At 72.3% G+C, this 19,186-nt stretch carries 20 protein-coding genes; 10 read left to right on the top strand and 10 right to left on the bottom strand.

Going from position 1 to position 19,186, the window contains the following annotated elements:
- Positions 1-31 precede the first annotated feature (31 nt).
- Both gcvH and gcvT read right to left on the bottom strand, forming a co-directional pair.
- Positions 32-394, bottom strand: a complete 363-nt coding sequence (gcvH, locus tag BMX97_RS12725; protein ID WP_091750325.1) for a glycine cleavage system protein GcvH — start codon at positions 392-394, stop codon at positions 32-34.
- An 18-nt stretch (positions 395-412) separates the two neighbouring features.
- Positions 413-1,546 carry a glycine cleavage system aminomethyltransferase GcvT gene (gene gcvT, locus BMX97_RS12720; RefSeq protein ID WP_091750322.1) on the bottom strand — a complete coding sequence of 378 codons (1,134 nt, stop codon included), beginning with the start codon at positions 1,544-1,546 and terminating at the stop codon, positions 413-415.
- Between the two features lie 293 nt (positions 1,547-1,839).
- On the opposite strand from gcvT, the gene mdeB reads away from it, so the two are divergent.
- Positions 1,840-4,572: an alpha-ketoglutarate dehydrogenase gene (gene mdeB, locus BMX97_RS12715; RefSeq protein ID WP_091750319.1), complete on the top strand. Its 2,733-nt coding sequence runs from the start codon at positions 1,840-1,842 to the stop codon at positions 4,570-4,572.
- A gap of 74 nt (positions 4,573-4,646) precedes the next feature.
- Here the strand turns inward: mdeB and BMX97_RS12710 are convergent, their stop codons facing one another.
- Positions 4,647-7,505: a phosphoenolpyruvate carboxylase gene (locus BMX97_RS12710; protein WP_091750316.1), complete on the bottom strand. Its 2,859-nt coding sequence runs from the start codon at positions 7,503-7,505 to the stop codon at positions 4,647-4,649.
- A gap of 372 nt (positions 7,506-7,877) precedes the next feature.
- Between BMX97_RS12710 and BMX97_RS12705 the strand changes: the two genes are divergently transcribed.
- The 4 genes from BMX97_RS12705 to BMX97_RS12690 all read left to right on the top strand — a co-directional run bounded on the left by BMX97_RS12705 (position 7,878) and on the right by BMX97_RS12690 (position 9,680).
- Positions 7,878-8,141: a hypothetical protein gene (locus tag BMX97_RS12705; RefSeq protein WP_091750311.1), complete on the top strand. Its 264-nt coding sequence runs from the start codon at positions 7,878-7,880 to the stop codon at positions 8,139-8,141.
- Positions 8,142-8,255: 114 nt separating this feature from the next.
- Entirely contained in the window at positions 8,256-8,615 is a 360-nt protein-coding gene (locus BMX97_RS12700; protein WP_143074612.1) for a hypothetical protein, read from the top strand.
- Entirely contained in the window at positions 8,612-9,316 is a 705-nt protein-coding gene (locus BMX97_RS12695; protein ID WP_091750306.1) for a hypothetical protein, read from the top strand. The genes BMX97_RS12700 and BMX97_RS12695 overlap by 4 nt, the downstream gene beginning before the upstream one ends.
- Before the next feature lie 103 nt (positions 9,317-9,419).
- A complete protein-coding gene (locus BMX97_RS12690) occupies positions 9,420-9,680 on the top strand; it encodes a hypothetical protein (protein WP_091750304.1) in 261 nt (86 codons plus the stop codon).
- Between the two features lie 113 nt (positions 9,681-9,793).
- On the opposite strand, the gene BMX97_RS12685 is transcribed toward BMX97_RS12690, so the two are convergent.
- Both BMX97_RS12685 and BMX97_RS12680 read right to left on the bottom strand, forming a co-directional pair.
- Positions 9,794-10,069 carry a hypothetical protein gene (locus tag BMX97_RS12685; protein WP_060845262.1) on the bottom strand — a complete coding sequence of 92 codons (276 nt, stop codon included), beginning with the start codon at positions 10,067-10,069 and terminating at the stop codon, positions 9,794-9,796.
- A gap of 8 nt (positions 10,070-10,077) precedes the next feature.
- Entirely contained in the window at positions 10,078-10,308 is a 231-nt protein-coding gene (locus tag BMX97_RS12680) for a hypothetical protein (RefSeq protein ID WP_091750301.1), read from the bottom strand.
- 423 nt (positions 10,309-10,731) lie between these two features.
- Here BMX97_RS12680 and BMX97_RS12675 point away from each other — a divergent pair, with 423 nt between their 5' ends.
- Both BMX97_RS12675 and BMX97_RS12670 read left to right on the top strand, forming a co-directional pair.
- A complete protein-coding gene (locus BMX97_RS12675; protein ID WP_091750299.1) occupies positions 10,732-11,463 on the top strand; it encodes an AzlC family ABC transporter permease in 732 nt (243 codons plus the stop codon).
- On the top strand, positions 11,460-11,780 hold the full coding sequence (locus tag BMX97_RS12670; RefSeq protein WP_091750297.1) for an AzlD family protein: 321 nt from the start codon (positions 11,460-11,462) through the stop codon (positions 11,778-11,780). Before BMX97_RS12675 ends, BMX97_RS12670 begins: the two co-directional genes overlap by 4 nt.
- Before the next feature lie 15 nt (positions 11,781-11,795).
- On the opposite strand, the gene BMX97_RS12665 is transcribed toward BMX97_RS12670, so the two are convergent.
- From BMX97_RS12665 to BMX97_RS12650, 4 genes are all read right to left on the bottom strand, one after another.
- On the bottom strand, positions 11,796-12,218 hold the full coding sequence (locus BMX97_RS12665; RefSeq protein WP_060845258.1) for an arsenate-mycothiol transferase ArsC: 423 nt from the start codon (positions 12,216-12,218) through the stop codon (positions 11,796-11,798).
- Positions 12,219-12,321: 103 nt separating this feature from the next.
- On the bottom strand, positions 12,322-12,810 hold the full coding sequence (locus tag BMX97_RS12660; RefSeq protein ID WP_060845257.1) for a UPF0262 family protein: 489 nt from the start codon (positions 12,808-12,810) through the stop codon (positions 12,322-12,324).
- 104 nt (positions 12,811-12,914) lie between these two features.
- Positions 12,915-14,204, bottom strand: a complete 1,290-nt coding sequence (hisD, locus tag BMX97_RS12655; protein ID WP_091750294.1) for a histidinol dehydrogenase — start codon at positions 14,202-14,204, stop codon at positions 12,915-12,917.
- A 96-nt stretch (positions 14,205-14,300) separates the two neighbouring features.
- The gene (locus tag BMX97_RS12650) at positions 14,301-14,750 is read right to left on the bottom strand and encodes a DUF2948 family protein (protein WP_177202202.1); all 450 of its coding nucleotides are present in this window, start codon (positions 14,748-14,750) and stop codon (positions 14,301-14,303) included.
- 278 nt (positions 14,751-15,028) lie between these two features.
- Between BMX97_RS12650 and BMX97_RS12645 the strand changes: the two genes are divergently transcribed.
- Entirely contained in the window at positions 15,029-15,340 is a 312-nt protein-coding gene (locus BMX97_RS12645; protein ID WP_091750671.1) for a hypothetical protein, read from the top strand.
- Between the two features lie 29 nt (positions 15,341-15,369).
- Here the strand turns inward: BMX97_RS12645 and BMX97_RS12640 are convergent, their stop codons facing one another.
- On the bottom strand, positions 15,370-16,221 hold the full coding sequence (locus tag BMX97_RS12640; protein WP_091750287.1) for a LysR substrate-binding domain-containing protein: 852 nt from the start codon (positions 16,219-16,221) through the stop codon (positions 15,370-15,372).
- A 172-nt stretch (positions 16,222-16,393) separates the two neighbouring features.
- On the opposite strand from BMX97_RS12640, the gene BMX97_RS12635 reads away from it, so the two are divergent.
- Together BMX97_RS12635 and BMX97_RS12630 are read left to right on the top strand one after the other, a co-directional pair.
- Positions 16,394-17,428 carry a bile acid:sodium symporter family protein gene (locus tag BMX97_RS12635; protein ID WP_091750284.1) on the top strand — a complete coding sequence of 345 codons (1,035 nt, stop codon included), beginning with the start codon at positions 16,394-16,396 and terminating at the stop codon, positions 17,426-17,428.
- Positions 17,429-17,826: 398 nt separating this feature from the next.
- The gene (locus tag BMX97_RS12630; protein ID WP_091750281.1) at positions 17,827-19,062 is read left to right on the top strand and encodes an O-antigen ligase family protein; all 1,236 of its coding nucleotides are present in this window, start codon (positions 17,827-17,829) and stop codon (positions 19,060-19,062) included.
- Positions 19,063-19,186 lie beyond the last annotated feature (124 nt).

Genomic DNA, 19,186 nt, shown 5'->3' with positions numbered 1-19,186 from the left:
GGAGCCGGTCGCTGCCCCGCCCGTCGGGATGTCAGCCCAAGGAGGCCCGGTAGGCCGCCTCGTCCATCAGCCCGTCGAGCTGCGACGGGTCCGAGAGGCGCACGCGGTAGAGCCAGCCCTCCCCTTGCGGGTCCGTGCCGACGCTCTCCGGGCTCGCCACCGCCGCCTCGTTGATTTCGGTCACCTCGCCGTCGACCGGCGCGTAGACGTCGGAGGCCGCCTTGACCGATTCCACCACCGCGGCGGCGGCGCCCTTGGTTAGGGTGGCGCCGACCTTCGGCAGCTCGATGAAGACGAGGTCGCCGAGCTGCCCGGCGGCATGGTCGGTGATCCCCACCGTCGCCACATCGCCCTCCAGGCGGAGCCACTCGTGCTCGTCGGTGTATTTCAGCATCGAGAGAACTCCCTTGTGTCAGGACCGCTTGAAGCCGGCAGGGCGGAACGGCAGGGGCACCACCGCGCAGGGCAGGCGCTGGCCGCGCACCTCGGCGAAGACCTGCGTGCCGGGCACGGCCAGCGCGCGCGGCAGCACCCCCATGGCGATCGGCCCGTCCAGGCTCGGGCCGAAGCCGCCGGAGGTCACCCGGCCGGCCGCCTCGGTGGCGTCGGCCGCCGCGTAGAGCGCCGCACCGGCCCGCACCGGGGTCCGCCCCTCGGGCTTCAACCCCACCCGCAGCCGCGCCGGTCCCTCCTCCAGCTCCGCCAGGATGCGCTCGGCACCGGGGAAGCCGCCGGCCCGGTCGCCGCCGCGGCGGCGCACCTTCGGGATCGCCCAGGCGAGACCGGCCTCGACCGGCGAGGTCTCGGGGCCGATATCCGAGCCGTGCAGGCACAGGCCGGCTTCGAGGCGCAGGGAATCGCGGGCGCCGAGGCCGACCGGCTTCACCTCCGGCTCGGCCAGCAGCGCCCGGGCGAGCGCCACAGCGGAGGCGGCCGGCAGCGCGACCTCGAACCCGTCCTCGCCGGTATAGCCGGAGCGCACGACCGCGCCCGCCTCGCCGCCGAACGCGATCGGGCGTGCATCCATGAAGCGCATCCCGGCGACCGCCGGCAGATGGCGGGCGAGGGCCGCTTCCGCCCCCGGGCCCTGGAGGGCGAGCAAGGCCCGCTCGACCGGCTCGACCGTGCAGGCGGTGCCGATCGCGTCGAGGAGGTGGGCGAGGTCGGCCGCCTTGTTGGCGGCGTTGACGACCAGGAGGTAGTGGTCGCCCAAGTGGGCCAGCATCAGGTCGTCGAGGATGCCGCCGCCCGGCATCGTCAGGACACCGTAGCGCTGGCGGCCGGCGCCGAGGCCCAGGACGTCGATCGGCAGGACGGTCTCGAGGGCACGGGCGGCCTCGCCGAGGTCGCCGGAGCGGGCCCGCACGGCGATCTGGCCCATATGCGAGACGTCGAACAGGCCGGCGGCCCGGCGCGTGTGCAGGTGCTCCTTCAGGAGCCCGAGGGGATAGTGCAGCGGCATGCTGTAGCCGGCGAACGGCACCATCCGGGCGCCGGCCTCCCCGTGCAGCGCGTGCAAGGGCGTCTCACGGAGGCTGGCGGTCATCGCGGAGGCTCCCGAGCGTGTCCGGCCGCAGGCGGGACCACCGGTCCCCTGCGGTCCGACTTCACCCGGGAGGCTAGGACAAAAGTGCCATTGACGCTACCCGGTCGGGCTCGCCGGCCCGTACGGACCGATCGGCAACGGTGCCGCTTTGCCGCCCGCCTGCGGCAAGAACGACCGAACCGGACCGCTCAAGCGAAAATGTTTTGCGCGATCGGCTCGGGAGGCGGCAAACGAAGCAGCTTCTGCCGCGACCGGGGAATTATCCTGGCGCCATCGATGGGAGACGAGACGCCATGAGCGCGAGCGCCAAGCCGAGCCCGGCCGTGCCGGTCAACGAGAACGACCGTTCGACCGGTCAAGCGATCCTGGGTCCCCGCGGCGTGGCCGATCCGGATCCGGCCGAGACCGCGGACTGGCTCGCCTCCCTCGAATCGGTCCTGCGCCACGGCGGCGCGGCCCGGGCGCGCTTCCTCCTCGACCGGCTGGAGCAGAAGGCGCGGGAGATCGGCATCGTCGAGGAGGCGCCACCCTACTCGCCCTACCGCAACACCATCCCGCTCGAGAAGCAGCCGCCCTATCCGGGCGACCTCGCGGTCGAGGAGCGGATCACCTCGATCATGCGCTGGAACGCGCTCGCCATGGTGGTGCGGGCCAACATGGCCTACGGCGAGCTCGGCGGCCACGTCGCGAGCTACGCGTCCGCCGCCGAGATCTTCGAGCTCGGCTTCAACCACTTCTTCCAGGCCGGCGACGCCTCCGGGGCCGGCGCCGACCTCGTGTTCTTCCAGCCGCACTCGGCGCCCGGCGTCTATGCCCGCGCCTTCCTCGAGGGCCGGCTCTCCGAGACCAACCTGAAGCATTACCGCCAGGAGATCGCCGGCGAGGGCCTGTGCTCGTACCCGCATCCCTGGCTGATGCCCGAGTTCTGGCAGGTGCCGACCGGCTCGATGGGCATCGGGCCGATGAACGCGATCTACCAGGCGCGCTTCATGCGCTACCTGAGCGACCGGGGGCTGGCCGACACCGCCGGCCAGCACGTCTGGGGCGTGTTCGGCGACGGCGAGATGGACGAGCCGGAATCGATCGGCGCCCTGACGCTGGCGGCGCGCGAAAAGCTCGACAACGTCACCTTCGTGATCAACTGCAACCTGCAGCGCCTCGACGGGCCGGTGCGCGGCAACGGCCAGATCATCCAGGAGCTGGAGAGCGTCTTCCGCGGGGCCGGCTGGAACGTCGTCAAGGTGCTGTGGGGCTCGGAATGGGACGCGATCTTCGCCCGCGACACCAACCACGCCCTCCTGCGCCGCTTCGCCGCCACGGTGGACGGCAAGTACCAGACGCTGGGCGCCAAGGACGGCGCCTACAACCTCGCCCACTTCTTCGGTGAGGACGAGGAGGTGAAGGCGCTCGTCTCCCACATGTCGGACGGCGACGTCGACAAGCTGAAGCGCGGCGGCCACGATTTCCGCAAGCTCTTTGCTGCCTTCGCGGCGGCGAAGGCCACCAAGGGCCGTCCGACCGTGATCCTGGCCAAGACCAAGAAGGGTTACGGCATGGGGGGTGCGGGCGAGTCGCGCATGACCGCCCACCAGGCGAAGAAGCTCGACACCGACGCCCTGAAGGCCTTCCGCGATCGCTTCGCCCTTCCGCTCACCGACGCGCAGGTCGAGGGGCTGGAATTCTACAAGCCCGACGAGAACAGCCGCGAGCTGCGCTACCTGCGCGAGCGCCGGGAAAAGCTCGGCGGCTTCCTGCCGAAGCGCCGCCGCACGGCGGCCCACGTCCCGGTGCCGGACCTCTCGACCTATGCCGGCTTCGCGCTCGAGGCCGACGGCAAGGAGATGTCCACCACCACCGCGGCGGTGCGGCTGTTCAGCAGCCTGATCAAGCACAAGGAGCTGGGCCCGCGCGTCGTCCCGATCGTCGCCGACGAGGCGCGCACCTTCGGCATGGCCAACCTCTTCCGGCAGGTCGGCATCTACTCGCCGCTCGGCCAGCTCTACGAGCCGGAGGATGCCGGCTCGATGCTCTACTACAAGGAGTCCCGCGACGGGCAGCTCCTGGAGGAGGGCATCACCGAGGCCGGCGCCATCTCGTCCTGGGCCGCGGCGGCGACGTCCTACAGCGTGCACGGCCTCGCGATGCTGCCGTTCTACATCTACTACTCGATGTTCGGCTTCCAGCGCGTCGGCGACCTGATCTGGGCGGCGGCCGACCAGCGCGCCCGCGGCTTCCTGATCGGCGCCACGGCGGGCCGCACCACGCTCGGCGGCGAGGGCCTGCAGCACCAGGACGGGTCGAGCCACCTCGTCGCCGCGACCATCCCGAATTGCCGCGCCTACGACCCGGCCTTCGCCTACGAGATGGCGGTGATCCTCGATCACGGCGCCCGCGACATGATGGAGCGCGACGTCGACGCGTTCTACTACGTCACGGCGATGAACGAGAACTACGCCCAGCCGTCGATGCCCGACGGCGTGCGGGACGGGATCATCCGGGGGATGTATCGTTTCGCCGGCTATGGAAACGATAAGCCGGCTATACGTCTCCTCGGCTCGGGCGCGATCCTGCCGGAAGTCATTGCGGCCGCGAAGATTCTCGCCGAGGAATGGGGCATCGCCAGCGAGGTCCACAGCGTCACGAGCTTCAGCGAGCTCGCCCGCGACGCCCGCGAGGTCGAGCGATCGAACCGCCTCAATCCGGGCCTGCCGCCGAAGCGCAGCCTCGTCGAGGAGGCGCTGTCCGGCCCCGCCCCGGTGGTGGCCGCCACCGACTACGTCCGCGCCTACCCGCAGCTGATCGCGACCGCGATCCAGGCCCGCTACGTCACGCTCGGCACCGACGGCTTCGGCCGCAGCGACACTCGCAGCGCCTTGCGCGCCTTCTTCGAGGTCGATCGGCACCACGTCGCGGTGGCGGCGCTGGCCGCGCTCGCCGACGACGGCAAGCTCGACCGGGCGACGGTGGCCGAGGCGGTCGCCCGCTACGGCCTCGGCGCGAACCGCCCGGCGCCCTGGACGGTGTGAGGCGGAAAGGCGCGGGATCCCCTCGGCCGCCGGGCGAGGGAATCCCGCGATCGCTTCCGCGGGGGGTTCCCCCGTCAGCCGAACGCCCCGACCTCGTGCTGGATCATGCCGCTGATCTCGCGCACGAGACCGAACAGGCGGCGGATCGGGGCGAACAGGGTGCGGTGCTCGGCCTCGTAGGTGCCGACGCCCCGGGGACCCGCCGGCTCGCCGAAATTGAGGCCGAGCGTCGGGTCCGGGGTGACGGGGAAGATGTCGTCGAGGAGCTTGAGGCAGCCCTCGACGTCGAGGCGCAGGATGCGCTCGATCAGGGCCTCGCGGGTGATGCCGTTCTGCGGCCGGAAGCCCGGGATGTGCACCGCCAGGAACCAGATCCGGTGGATCAGCGCCAGGCGCAGGGCGTGCAGCAGCGCCAGCCGCGGCGTCATCTCGGGCAGGTCCGGGGCGACCGTGTGCAGCATCAGGTGGTCCTGCGTCAGCCGGCCGAACAGGCGGCGCAGGTGCGGCGCGAGGTTGAGCCGGTCGAGGGCGGCGGCGACCGCGACGATCTCCTCGCGCCGCCCGTCCCGCGTCGCGCGACGCGCCCGCTCGAGCCAGACCGAGGGGTCGAGGGTGTCGATATAGGCGCGCAGCACGTCGAGGTCGCCGACGGCGGTGGCCTCCTGCACCAGCCGGAAGGCGCGGGCGAAGCGCTCGGAGCGCTCGCGCATCTCGACGAACAGGTCGGGCGCGCGGCCCGCCGCCCGCCCGACCCCGTGCAGGGAATTGGCCAGGAAGCCGAGCTGCTGCAGGATCGCGTTGTTGGGAATCGCCCGCATCTGGCGCGGATGGGTGATGGCGACCGGTCCGCCGCCGTCGGATTGCCGCGCCACCGGGCGCGAGCCGGTGCGGTCGATCAGGTTCGGCCCGAAGGTGCCGAGGAGCGCCGCGTAGCCCGGATCGTTGACGAGCGTCTCCATGTCCTGGCGCACGCCGGTGAAGAACTCGGTGGCGAAGTCGCCTTCCGCGTAGATCGGGTCGGGCGCGGGCTGGAGCCGGCTGTAGACGTGCTCGCCGATGCGCGCGACCGTGGCCTCGGCGAGCGCCTTCGTGCCGAACATCAGGTAGCCGTCGCTGCCCTGGAAGCTCGATTCGAGGCTGGTGCGGATCCCGGCCTCGCGGTTGCGCCGCCGCGCGTGGTCGGGGGCGAGGTAGGCCAGGCGGTCGGACAGGCTCGTCGGATGGGCGCCCCGGCCGATCGACTCGCCGTGGGTGTCGAAGATGACGAGCTCGATGTCGGTGAGGTCGTGCGCCGCCATCAATTCGGTGATGCGGAAGCGCAGGCGCTCGATCCAGAAGGTCGCGGCGAGCTGGCCGACGTAGCGCCCCGAATCCGAGTAGCCGAACTGCACCACGAGGCGCCCGGTGCGCTTGAGATAGGCGCGCCAGTGGGGTGAGCGCAGCGCGTCCTCGATGACGTGCACGCCCTGTTCCAGCGCCGAGGCCGTCTCGAAGAGCGGCGTGATCTCGACCCGGTCGCCGATGCCGAAATGCTGGGCGAGCCAGAGCGCGGCCAGCAGCGTGTAGCCGGTCTCGGTCTCGGCGATCAGGAAGCGGACCGGGTGGGTGCCGTCGACGTGCTTGAGGATCTGGGCGATCGTCATCATCAGCCGGGCGGCCGAGGCCCGCTCGGCGGCGAGCGCCCCGAAATCCACCGGCACCGCCGCGACCGTGTCGAGCAGCGCGTTGATCGAGGCGAGGTGCGAGCGGCGCTGGGCCGGATCGATCGGGTCGCCGTCCTGCTCCAGGGCCCGGCGCACGGCGTTGTGGACCTGGCTGGCGTTGAGCCGGAAATGCGGCAGGCCGTTCTGGAGCCCGTGCGCGGCGACGCCGGCCCGCAGGACGCAGAGCCCGAGCCGCGCCTCGTCGTCGTCGGCGTCCAGGATCGCCCGGTCGAGGAGGGCGAGGAGGGGGCCCGCCTCGGTCTGGGCCTGGTCGCGCTCGATGATCAGCGCCAGGGCGAAGCGGTGCACCGCCTCGAGCCCGGGCTGGTCGCCGAGCTTGGGCGCCACGGCGAGCTGGCGCAGGACCGCCGCCCGCGCCTCCTCGGCGAGGCGCCGCGCCGGCGCGGCGGCCGGGTCGTCGGGGAGCTGGGCCAGCACCCGGTCGAACTGGGTGCGCTTCGATTCGAGCCGGTAGCGCAGGGTGTCGTACCAGCCGATGTCGGTGCGCCCGTCGGTGTCGCAGCCGACCCAGGAGGCGATCACGACGGGCTTGGGAACGAGCTCGCTCCAGCGGTCGGGCCAGCGCTCGCGGGCGGCCCGCAGCAGCGCCTCGTTCAGCCCGTCGAGGGCGGCGCGGCCGTGCTGGACCGCGTGCCGGGCCTGGTCGAACTCGTCGTTGAGGGTGATCACCGGGTCGGCCCGGGCCGAGAGCGCGGCGGCTTGCGCGATCGGCGCGCGCCGCGCCGCCGGGTCGGGCTCGGACGCCGCCTCGGCCAGCAGCCGGGCCACCTCCTTCGGCATGCCGAAGGTCGGATGGGCGGTGAACACCGCGGCGAAGCGCGTGCGCTCGACCCGGGTGCGGGCGGTGTCGAACGTCATCTCGGGATCGCCCAGAGCCGCCCCCGCCACCGCCTCGGTCGCGGCGGCGGAATCCGGCTCCGACCCGAGGCCGAGATAGGCCCGCAGCCGCGCCGCCCGCGCCTCCAGCGCCTGGGCGCGCAGGCGCACGAACAGGCCGCCCAGATCCTCCTCGCCGATCTCGCCCCGGTCGAAGCGGCGGCTGATCGCCAGCGCCACCGTCAGGACGGGATTGCGGAACGGGTCCTGGCTCGCCTGATGGCGCGCCTCCTCGACCAGGCGGAGCAGGTCCGCCTCAAGCGCGTCGGCCTGTCGGGGGCCGGCCTCTCGGGCATCGAGGCCTTGGGTGCCGGAGCGGTGGGGGCTGTCCATCGGGTCGCTTCGTCCTGTGGCCGGATCACCGTCCGGATCGCGCGGCGCGCGGGCTCGCGCCTGCGAGCGGTGACGCAAGGAGCGTTCCGCATTCCGGCCACGCTCTACCGCGGGATCCCGCCGGTTGCGAGGGGAGGGGGCCGACGCGTTGCCGGGCGATCGGCGCGGGACCCAAGATCCCCCTGCGGCGACCCGGACAATGGTTAAGATTTGCCTAAGTGGACTTGCGTTGGCAGGCCAACGCTTCGCCCGCTAAGATTCTTGTCTTGTCGCAGATTTTCGGCGCCGAACCGGCAACCACTTCGGCGAAATCTGCTTCGCGCGCCATCCTGCGAGCCTCGCCGATGCCGGCTCGCGAAAAGGGACCACGCCATGATGTCGATCGGAGTGGCCGTCACGGCGGCCACCACCCTCGTCGGCCAGGCCCTGCCCGCCGGGCTGATGGGCGAGCGCCCGCGGGCGTCGGCGACCCCCGGGCAGCCCATCGCGGGTTTCCCCGCCGCGGCGGCGTCCGGGAGGGCGCCCCCCGAGGATGCGCTCGTCGACGGCGCGCTTCTGGAGGCCGTCGAGGCAGGCCTGCTGCTGCGCGAGGCCGGCTACCTGCGGGGTGCCCGGGCGGCCCGCCTGCCGGGCTGACGACGAGGGACACGCCCGGGCGGCGGCCCCCGCACGCCGCAGACCGGCCCGGCGCCGCGCGACCGGACAGGCCGCCGGAAATGCTCTAAGGCTGGCATCACGATGGAGATGATCGTGATTCTGGCCGCGGCGGCGGCCCTGGTATTCGCCGGCGTGATGCTCGTGTTCGGGCGCGGGCGCGGCCGTCCAACCCTGCGGCTCCCGCACGAGCAGGAACTGGAGGACCGCGGCGACGAGCTGTTTCGCGATTTCGACCAGGACCTCGCCGGGGTGTTCGAGCAGGCTGCCCATCAACCGGAGGCGCCGCGGGCCTACGAGCGGCTGGAGGCGCCTCGCCCCCGCCCCCAGGGGCCGATGACCATCGACCACGATCCCGCCGAACCCGGCCTGCCCGAGCCGGAACCCCACGGCTCCGGTCCGGGCGCGCGCCGTCCCCATCCCCAGCCGTTCGAGCGTAACGGAGATTCCCGGTGACCCGTGCCGCCTTGACGGCCGTCCTTCTGGCCGCCCTGTTGGCCGGCCTTGCCCTGTCGGCCGGCCCCGCCCGTGCGGCCCCCGAGGACGCGGTGCCCGCCTGCGCGGCCCCGCAGGCGCCGGAATTCGCCGGCGGCAAGGGCTTTCGCCTCTGGGTCACCCGGCAGGGGACCATGACCTGGAACAACCCGCTGCGGCCGCTCTCGCCGGAAGCCCTGCAGGTGCTGCAGGTGGTGATCCGCAACAAGCTCGCCACCGCCTACGGACCCGACCTGTCGGGCCTGCGCCGCGGCCCGTCGCCGGCGGCCCTGGAGGCGCAGAACGGTGCGCCGATCCGCTGGTCCGAGGCCCTCGAGGGCCTGCCCGCGGCCCTGCGCATCCTGTCCGAGGATGACGGCCAGGTCCTGGCCGAGCTGGCCTTCAAGGCCTGCGGCGATCCCCCGAAGGTCGCGATGCCCAAGCCCGCCCCCGTGGCCCGCGGCACCGCGAAGGGCAGGGCCGCCGCCAAAAAAGACGTCAAGGCAGACCCGAAGGTCGAGGCGGCCTCGGCCGACGGGGCCGCGGCCGATCCGTCCGCGGAGACGCCCAAGGCGGCGTCGAAGCCCGCGCCCCGCGCGCCGAAGCCCCGGCGCGAGAGGGCGCCGGACGCCCCGGCCCGGACGCCCGGCGGGCTGATGCTGCCCCAGGGCGCGATTCCCTGATTCGGCGACCGCCGTCCGGTCCGGCGGCCGCGCCCCGTCCGTCGCGGCCGTTCGCGCCGGACGGTTCCCTACCCCCACAGCCTCGATCTGGAGATGCTTCGCGATGTACGATTCCTGGCTGCGCCTCGGCCTCGACACGGTCCGCCTCGGCCTCGAGGCGCAGACGGTCGTCGCCCTGCGGCTCGCCAAGCTCTCGCTCGGCGGCAGCGCGGCCCAGGACGAGGCGCACCGCATGGTGGTCGAGAAGATGGAGGCCGCCGCGGAGGCGGCGATGACGCTCGCCACGGGCGGCACGCCCGAGCGGGTCGTGCGGGACTACCGCCGGAAGGTGCGGGCCAACGCCTACCGCCTCAGCCGCGACTGAGGCGGGGGACGGGGTCTCCCGTCCCGGTACGCCCGCGGCCGGTCGCGGATCGCATGGTCACTCGCCGGCCGTCACTCGACCGCCGTCACTCGATCCCCGTCACTTGGCAGCGCTCACTTGCGGGCGGCCATCATGTCGTGGGTCAGCACCGTCAGCTTGCCGATCAGGCTGGTAATGTCGCCGTGGGTGCACGACCATTGCGTGCCGACCGCCCCGCCGTCGGAGGAGACCGAGACCACCGCGACGGAGCGCAGCTTGCCCTCGCGGGCCAGGCGCAGCTGCTCCTGCAGCACCTCGATCATCGAGGCGGTGTTCTCGTCGACGGGGCTCGCGGCCACGGCCTGCGGGAAGGCGACGACGCGGGTGGTTTCGGCGGCGATTTCGCTCATGGGACTCTTTACGAACGCTTGAAGGAATCGGAAGCCCGGGCGCGGGGCCCGGCCGCGGTGCGGTCGAGCCGCCCCAGGAGGTCGGACAGGTCCGCCGGCAGCGCCTCGTCGAGGCAGCCGTCGAACGCCGCGTGCAGGCCCGGCGCCAGGACGGCCGCGAGGAGACCCGCGCCGTCCGTCGACCGGAGGGCCGGCGGCGGCAGGATGGCGGGAACCGGCCCGCCGGAACGATCGTGCATCGTCCGTGACATCATCGCAGCCTCGCCTTGCAGGATCAGCCCTCGCCTCCAAAACTGCCCATCCGCGTCAGGATCACAATCCCTGCTCTGTGGCCGAGCTTCCACTTCGGAAACCGATGTGGTGGCACCGCAACACTTGGATTGATCGCTCGGGTCATCGTCCGGGCCGCATCCGGAGACCCTCGCGGCCCGCCCGCCCTTGGTCGGCGACACCGCTCCAAGGGACGCGATCAGGCCGGCGACGGATGTGGGTCCTGCAACCCGGGGTCGTCGCCCGCGCGGATTGACGCCCGGCGGGCCGGGGGGCAACAGACGGTGGTTCCGTCAAGACGCGTCCGCACGGCTCCCGCTCCCATGTCCTCCCAAGGGTCGTCCCAAGAGCCTGCCGGTCCCATGCCGGCGGCGCCCAGTCCCGCCGCTCCCATGACCCACGGGCCCGCCGCCCCGCTCCCCGCCGCCCCGTTCACCCGCGCCGGCATCCTTCGGGGTATCCGGCTCAGCCTGCCGCTCTGGCCGAGCATCGCGGTCTTCGGCGCCGCTTTCGGGGCCGCGGCGGCCCAGCGCGGCGTGACCCTGGCGGAGGCCGCGGGCGCGAGCGCGCTCGTCTATGCCGGCTCGGCCCAGATGGTGACCTTGGAGGTGTGGGGCCAGCCCTGGACGCTGCGTGCGCTGCTCGCCGCCATGACGGTGACCGGGCTCATCAACGCCCGCATGATCCTGATGGGCGCGACGATCCAGCCCTGGATGCGCGGCACCCCGCTCTGGCGCACGGCGATGACCCTGTTCGTGCTCGTCGATGCGAGCTGGCTCATCGGCGTGCGCCACCGCGCCGAGGGCGGGCGCGATCTCGGCGTGCTGTTCGGAGCCGGCATCGGCCTGTGGCCGCTCTGGGTCGCCTCGACGGTGGCCGGGCACCTGGCCGGCGCGCTCGTCACCCAGCCCCGGGCCTACGCCCTCGACATGATCCTGCCGGTGTTCTTCGCCGCCATGCTGGCGCCGCTCTGGCGCGGCGTGCGGCCGGCCCTGCCCTGGCTCGCCTCGGGCCTCGTCGCGCTCGTGGTGCAGCGGCTGGTGCCGGGCTACGCCTTCATCGCGGCGGGTGCGGCGGCCGGCCTCGTCACCGGCCTCCTCGTCGACGACGGGGCGGCGCGATGATCGACGCGCTGCTGGCCGGCCCCGCCGGCCCCTGGATCGCCATCCTGGCGCTCGCCCTCGTCACCTATCTCTGCCGGGCGTCGGGCGTGGTGCTGATGAGCCGGGTCCGCCTCACCCCGCGGGTCGAGCGGGGCCTGCGCGCCCTGCCGGGCTCGATCGTGGTGGCGACCGCCGTGCCCACCGGCCTCTCGGCCGGCCTGCCGGGGCTCCTCGGCCTCGTCACCGCGGCCGGCGTGATGGCGCTGACCCGGTTCGAGCTGGCGGCGGTGCTGGCCGGGATGGGGGTGGTGGCGCTGGGACGGGCCGTCGGGCTGTAGACCGACCGGCGGTCTTCACCGCAACCGCTGTCGGATCCGGTATCCCAACCCATCCCGCACGTCGCGGTAGCCGTCGAGGCGCTGCTCGCGCGAGCCCTGTCCCACGGTCGGGTCCGGGGTCGGCCAGTACTCGACCTCGGCCGCGAGCGTGCGGGTGAGTTCGAGGGCGGCGTGGTGGGCCTCCGGCGAGAGCGAGACGATCAGGTCGAAGTTCAGGCCCTCCCACTCCTCCAGCTCCTCCAGGGTGCGGGGGCGGTGGCGCGAGGCGTCGATGCCGATCTCGTCGAGGGCCGCGATCATGAACGGGTCCGCCGGCTCGCCCCCGCGCACGCCCGCCGACTGGACGTAGACCGACTTGCCGAAATAGTGCCGCGCCAGGGCCTCGGCGCAGGCCGAGCGCACGGCGTTGAAGTTGCAGACGAACAGCACCGACTGCACCCGCCGGCCCGGTCTCGCGGGGTCGGGCCGGGACGGGTCGGGTTTCGTCGGATCGGCCCCGGCGGGCGCGGCGCCGTCCGCGGAGGGGCCTTCGGGCACCGGCTCAGCCCTTCCAGTGCAGGGCGAAGATCAGCGTGAACAGCCGGCGGGCGGTGTCGTGGTCGATCTCGACCTTGCCCTCGAGGCGCTGGCGCAGCAGCTCGGACGCCTCGTTGTGGACCCCGCGCCGGCCCATGTCGATCGCCTCGATCTGGCTCGGCGAGGCGGTGCGGATCGCCTTGAAGTAGCTGTCGCAGATCATCTCGTAGTCGCGGATCACGCCGCGGAACGGCGTCAGCGACAGGAGATGGGTCATCACCGGCTGGCCGTCGGCGGTCGAGATCGCGAAGGACAGCTTGTTCTCGACGAGGCCGAGCGACAACCCGTAGGGACCGCCGTCGTTGTTGGCGACCCGGAAGGTGTTCGATTCCAGGATGTCGTAGATCGCGATGGCGCGCTCGTGCTCCTGGTCGGGATTGCCGCGCCCGATCGAATCCTCGTCGAGCGTCACCGCCGCCAGGCGCTGTCGCGGATCGGGAGCCTCGCTCGCCATCGGATCTCCTCCCCGGATCGTCGCGGGTTCGTTGTCAGGGCGTGCAGCAGAGGCGAGCGCGGCCTCCCGCGCAAGCCGGACGTAGGGTGGCTTGGGCGGGTTGATCAAAGGTTCAGGCGGATCGCCACCGAGCGGGCATGCCCGTCGAGCCCCTCCGAGCGGCCGAGCGTCACCGCCGCGGGGCCGAGCGCCCGCAGGGCCTCGGGGGTGCAGGAGAGGAGCGAGGTCCGCTTCATGAAGTCGAGGACGCCGAGGCCGGAGGAGAACCGGGCCGAGCGGGCGGTCGGCAGGACGTGGTTGGGGCCGCCGACATAGTCGCCGATCGCCTCGGGCGTGTGGGCGCCGACGAAGATCGCGCCCGCGTTGCGCACCCGTGCCGCCAGGTCCTCGGCGTCGTGCGACTCGATCTCGAGGTGCTCGGGCGCGAGGCGGTCGACGAGCGGGATCGCGTCGGCGAGCCGCGCGACCCGCACGATCGCCCCGTAGTCGCGCCAGCTCGCGGTCGCGATCTCGGCCCGCTTCAGGGTCTTGAGCTGGCCCTCCACCGCCGCCGCCACGGCGTCGGCGAGCGCGTCGCTGTCGGTGACCAGGATGGCCTGCGCGGCGGTGTCGTGCTCGGCCTGGGCGAGCAGGTCGGCCGCCACCCATTCGGGGTTGGCGGAGGAATCGGCCAGGATCAGCACCTCGGAGGGGCCGGCGATCATGTCGATGCCGACCTGGCCGAAGACCCGGCGCTTGGCCGCCGCCACGTAGGCGTTGCCCGGGCCGACGATCTTGGCCACCGGCCGGATCGTCGCCGTGCCGTAGGCGAGGGCCGCCACGGCCTGGGCACCGCCGACGCGGAACACCTCGTCGACCCCGGCGAGCCTGGCGGCGGCGAGCACCAGCGGGTTGGTGACCCCGTCCGGGGTCGGCACCACCATGGCGATCCGCGGCACGCCGGCGACCTTGGCCGGCACCGCGTTCATCAAGACCGAGGACGGGTAGCTCGCGGTGCCGCCCGGCACGTAGAGGCCGACCGATTCGATCGCGGTCCAGCGCCAGCCCAGCGTCACCCCGAGCGCGTCGGTCTCGCGGTGATCCGCCGGCACCTGGGCGCGGTGGTAGGTCTCGATCCGCGCCTTGGCCAGCGCCAGCGCGTCGAGGGCCTCGGCCGGGCAGGACGCGGTGGCGGCCTCGATCTCCTCGGCGGAGACCCGAATGGTGTCCGGCGTCAGGTCGAGCCGGTCGAAGCGGCGTGTGTAGTCGATCACCGCGTCGTCGCCGCGGGCGACCACCTCCGCGATGATGTCGCGCACCGCCGCGTCGACGTCCTCCGAGACCTCGCGCTTGACCGAGAGCAGGCGGGCGAAGTGCGACTCGAAATCGGGATCGCGGGAATCGAGGCGCTGCATGCGGAATCCGGTCTCGTGTCGGCGGGCCGAAGGAAGTGGCCCGAGAGGAGGGACGGGCCGGCGGATCGTGCCAGGGCCCGCCGACTGCCAAAAAATTCAGGCCGCGTCGAGGGGCCTGTCGTGGGCGGCGTGCAGCGGCTTGCTGTCGGCCTGCCAGACCGGGCCGAGATCCTTCATCGCCGCCTCGATGCATTCGAGCTCGAGCCGGATCGCCCCGCCGCCGGCAAAGACCAGGGTGGCGGTGCCCGACGGCGCCTCGCCGGGCTCGAACGTGATGGCAAGGAGCTCGAGCGGGCTGTCGGGCTCGTCGCGCGGGATGTTGCGGCAGCGCACGGAGAGCACCCGCTCGAAGTGCAGCCCGGTGAGCCGGCGGCGCGGCGGGGCGCCGTCGGGGCTCTCCCAGTCGAAGCGCCGCGCCACCAGGGCGAAGCGGCGCTCCCGCGGCAGGTAGGCGAGGTCCCCGGTGCGCAGGACCGCGTCCTGGAGGTGGGTCGAGATGATCGCGAGATCGTCGGCGTCGAGGGCAGCGAGCTTCAGGAGCTCCATCTCCGCATCCTTCACTGTCGGCGTCCCTGTGCTGGGGGCCGGTCGCCTCGGCGGTCGCGGCCCGTGCTGTCGAAAAGGGTGGTCGCCCGTAGGTGGCGACGTCCCCCGCCCGCGACAACCGCTCCCCGCGCGATGAGGCCGCGCCGTGGCATCCGCGCCCGCCCCGCTGCCGTGACGGCACCGAATCGCCTCAGCGCGCGTTCATGTGGCTGCACCTAGCGTGACCGGTGAAACGATCCGGCACACCATCCGATACGAAGGAGAGATCCGTGAAGACCGTGATGACCGCGGCCCTGGCCGCCCTGACCCTCGGCCTCGGCGTCGCACCCGCCTTCGCGCAGTACGGCTACGGCGGCTACGACGACGACCGCCCGCGCCGCCGCTACGAGGAGCGCTACGATTACGACCGCCCGCGCGCCCGGCGCTACGATTACGACCGCCCGGGCTACCGGGAGTACGGCGGCGGCCGCCTCGGCCGGATCTGCGTCACCGCCCGCGGCAACTGCCCGACCCGGCCCGCCCCGCTCAACTCGTCCTGCGGCTGCGAGGTCCCGGGCTTCGGCTTCAAGCGCGGCGCCATCGGGTACTGATCCCGATCGCCCATCCACTGGACGCGGCGTCAATCCCAGATGTCCGCGTTCAGGATCTCGTGCGCCAGGGCCCGGCTCGGCTCGCGGTGGAGGCCGGGCCCCGAGAGCACGAACTCGATGTCGGCCAGCCGCGGCAGGTCCGGGTGCGCCAGTTCCTGCAGGCCGTCCGGGATCAGGCTGCGGGGCTGGGCCATCACGCCGACGCCGGCGAGCGCCGCGGCGCGCAACCCGCTGAGGCTGGCGCAGGTGCAGGTGACCCGGAAGGCCCGCCCCTCCTGGGTCAGCGCCGCCAGCGCGATCGCCCGGGTGATGCTGGGGGCCGGGAAGCTCGCCAGCGCCACCGGCTCGCCCCGCTCGGGCAGCGCGGTGGGCAGCCCGACCCAAACCAGCCGGTCGCGCCGCACCAGCACCCCTTGCGTCTCGCCGACATGGCGCTTGCCGAGCACGAGGTCGAGCTCGCCGCGCGCCAGGGCGTCGTTCAGGAATCCCGTGAGCGCCACGCTCAGCTCGAGGTCGACCGACGGATAGGCCTCACGGAAATCGCGCAGGACGTCGGACAGCCGGCTCTGGACGAAATCCTCCGAGGCGCCGAACCGCACCTTGCCGCGCACCGGGCCGCCGGCGAGCGCCCGCTCCAGCCGCTCGTGCGCGTCGAGCACCGTGCGGGCGAAGCCGAGCACCGTCTCGCCCTCCGGGGTCAGCGCCACCGAGTGGGTGTCGCGGGCGACCAGCCGATGGCCGAGCTGCGCCTCCAGGCGCTGGACATGCTGGCTCACCGTCGACTGGCCGAGCCCGAGCTGCTCGGCCGCCCGGCTGAAGCTGCGGCTGCGCACCACCGCCGCCAGGGTCCGCAGCAGCACGGGATCGACCAAGCGGGTCATGTCGGTCGCATCACGTCGAAGGCACCATGGCGGCTCTCCGCATCCTGCATGAACGGGACTCAGGCTATCGCATTTCGCGATAACTGTAATCCTGGAGCCTTGCGTACCCATGCGGGCACGGGCCGGTTAGGGAGAAGGAGATCCCGTCAGACCCCGATCCTTCCGGCCCGCCATGCTCTCTCGCCTGCGTCCCGACAACTTCACGCTGATGATCGTCGGCGCCCTGATCCTCGGCAGCGTCCTGCCGGTGCAGGACAGGGCGGCCGAATGGCTCAGCCTGTTCGCCAACGGCATGATCGCGCTGCTGTTCTTCCTGCACGGCGCGCGCATCGACCGGCAGACGGCGCTCGCCGGCCTGGTGCATTGGCGCCTGCACCTCGTGGTGTTCGCCTCGACCTTCGTGCTCTTCCCGATCCTCGGCCTCGCCGCCGGCCTGCTGAGCCCGACGCTGCTGACCCCCGCGCTCGCCGCCGGCGTGCTCTTCCTCTGCGTGCTGCCCTCGACCGTGCAATCCTCGATCGCCTTCACGTCGGTGGCGGGCGGCAACGTGCCGGCGGCGATCTGCTCGGCCTCGGCCTCGAACATCCTCGGCATGTTCATCACCCCGCTCCTCGTCGCGGTGCTGCTGAACTCGCAGGGCAGCCACCACGAGTTCGACTGGGCGGCGGTCGGCAAGATCATGGCCCAGCTGCTCCTGCCCTTCGCGCTCGGCCAATTGCTGCAGCCGCGCCTCGGGCCCTGGCTGACCCGGCACAAGCCCCTGACCATGGTGGTCGACCGCGGCTCGATCCTGCTCATCGTCTACATCGCCTTCAGCCACGCGGTGGCGACCGGCCTGTGGAGCCGCACGCCGCTGCCGGCGCTCGCCACCATGCTGGTCGTCGACCTCGTCCTCCTCGCCCTGGTGCTGACGATCACCACCGCGGCGAGCCGCCTCCTCGGCTTCTCGAAGGAGGATGAGATCACCATCGTGTTCTGCGGCTCGAAGAAGAGCCTGGCCTCCGGCGTGCCGATGGCGAACGTGATCTTCGCCGGCCAGGACGTCGGTGGCATCCTCCTGCCGCTGATGCTGTTCCACCAGGTCCAGCTCATGGCCTGCGCGGCGCTCGCCCGCCGCTACGCCGCGCGCGCACAAGCCGTGCTCGCCGCCGAGGGCCCGGATCGGGCCGGGGTGGCGCCCGCGGCGGCCAAGCTCGCGGCGCGTTGAGCGAAAGGCTCGCGGCGCGTTGACGAAAGATTCACGTCGTCAGGTCATTTTCATGGGGAGCCAAGTTGCGTACCGGCTCTCCTGGATATCCGGCCCCGTCGCGTGTTCCGCGGCGGGGCCGTGCCGTTTGATGGGGCCGTTCGATGGTTTCATGCGGCCTTTCCAACCCACGACCTCATCCTGAGGTGCCCACGCAGTGGGCCTCGAAGGAGGGCTCCAGTAACCTCGGAGACTTCTGGAGCCCTCCTTCGAGGCTCCTTTCAGTCGCACCTCAGGATGAGGTTGCGGGTGGAATATAATTTACCAAGATATTTCGTATTTCATTCACCTTATCGCTTCAGCGGGCGCACACCATCCGCCGCTAACCTCCCGGGCGCCGTCACCCGAGGAGGCGCCCGATGGGCACGTTCGTCCTGCCGCGCCGCGACCTCGCGGCGGTGCCGTTCCTTCAGCTTTTGCGCGGCTTCGGCCACGCCCTGATGGCGGCGTTCATCTTCTTTGCCTGCTTCGCCTTCTCGGACACGTCGCCCTACGACCTCGTGGCGATCCCGACGATCGTGCTCTGGGTGCTGCTCGGCGTGCGGCTCTACCGGGGGGCGGTGCCCCTCGTCCTGGTGCTCCTGGTCTTCGTGGGAGCCACGGTCGTCGCCCTGATGCCCTATCTCGACGAGGAGTTGCCGCCCGTCTGGACGGTGCAGCTGTGCTACCTCGCCGTCACCGGCATCTTCTTCACCATGTTCTTCTCCGACGAGTCCGACCGGCGGGTCGAGACCGCCCTCAAGGTCTACACCGCCAGCGCGCTGTTCTGCGGGATCCTCGGCATCGGCGGCTATCTCGAGCTGATCGGCAACGACAAGCTGTTCAGCATGTATGGCCGGGCGTCGGGCACCTTCCAGGATCCGAACGTGTTCGGCTCGTTCCTGACGCTCGGCGCCTTCTACCTGATGCACGACCTGCTCACCGGCCGGGCCCGGCGCCCGCTCCTGTCGGGGCTCGGCCTCGCGGTCCTGCTCGCCGGCGTGTTCCTGTCGTTCTCCCGCGGCTCCTGGGGCGGCACCCTGGCGATGGGCATCCTGCTGGTGGTGATGCTCTACCGCACCAGCGCCTCGCGGTTGCGCCGCCGCATCGTGCTGCTCGCCGCCCTCACGGCGGGGTTCGGGGCGGTGTCGCTCGCCGGCCTCCTCTCGGTCGGCGATGTCGGCGAGACGTTCGCGAAGCGCGCCGCCGTCACCCAGGACTACGACGAGGGCGAGACCGGCCGCTTCGGCAACCAGCTGCGCGGCATCGGCATGCTGATCGAGGACCCGCTCGGCATGGGCCCCCTGCGCTGGCGCCGCACCTTCAACCTCGAGCCGCACAATTCCTACATCGGCGCCTTCGCCAACGGCGGCTGGGTCGCCGGCGTCGCCTTCGTGTTCCTGGTGCTGATGACGAGCCGGGTGGGGTTTCGGCTGATGAGCCAGGACACGCCCTACCGGCGCCACGCCCAGATCGTGGTTCCGGCCCTCCTGATGTTCTTCCTCCAGGCGATGCAGATCGACATGGAGAAGTGGCGCCACGTCTACATGATGCTCGGCATGGTGTGGGGCCTGGAGGCGGCGCGGGTGCGGTGGCTGGCCTCCGGGGAGGCGTGAGGCGGGCCTCGGTTTGCAGCCGCGGGCAAATGGGCTAGAGCCCGGCAAACCCCGCGCCGGCCTCCCGCCCGGGCCCGTCCCCGCGACGGGCGCCCGAGGCCGCGCCGACCGCTTCTTGTGCGAG

It is taken from the genome of Methylobacterium sp. ap11, assembly GCF_900110515.1.
In the GTDB taxonomy this organism is placed as follows: domain Bacteria; phylum Pseudomonadota; class Alphaproteobacteria; order Rhizobiales; family Beijerinckiaceae; genus Methylobacterium; species Methylobacterium ajmalii.
Note: the sequence above shows the minus strand (reverse complement) of the source record. Positions and strands in the feature narration are given on the sequence as shown.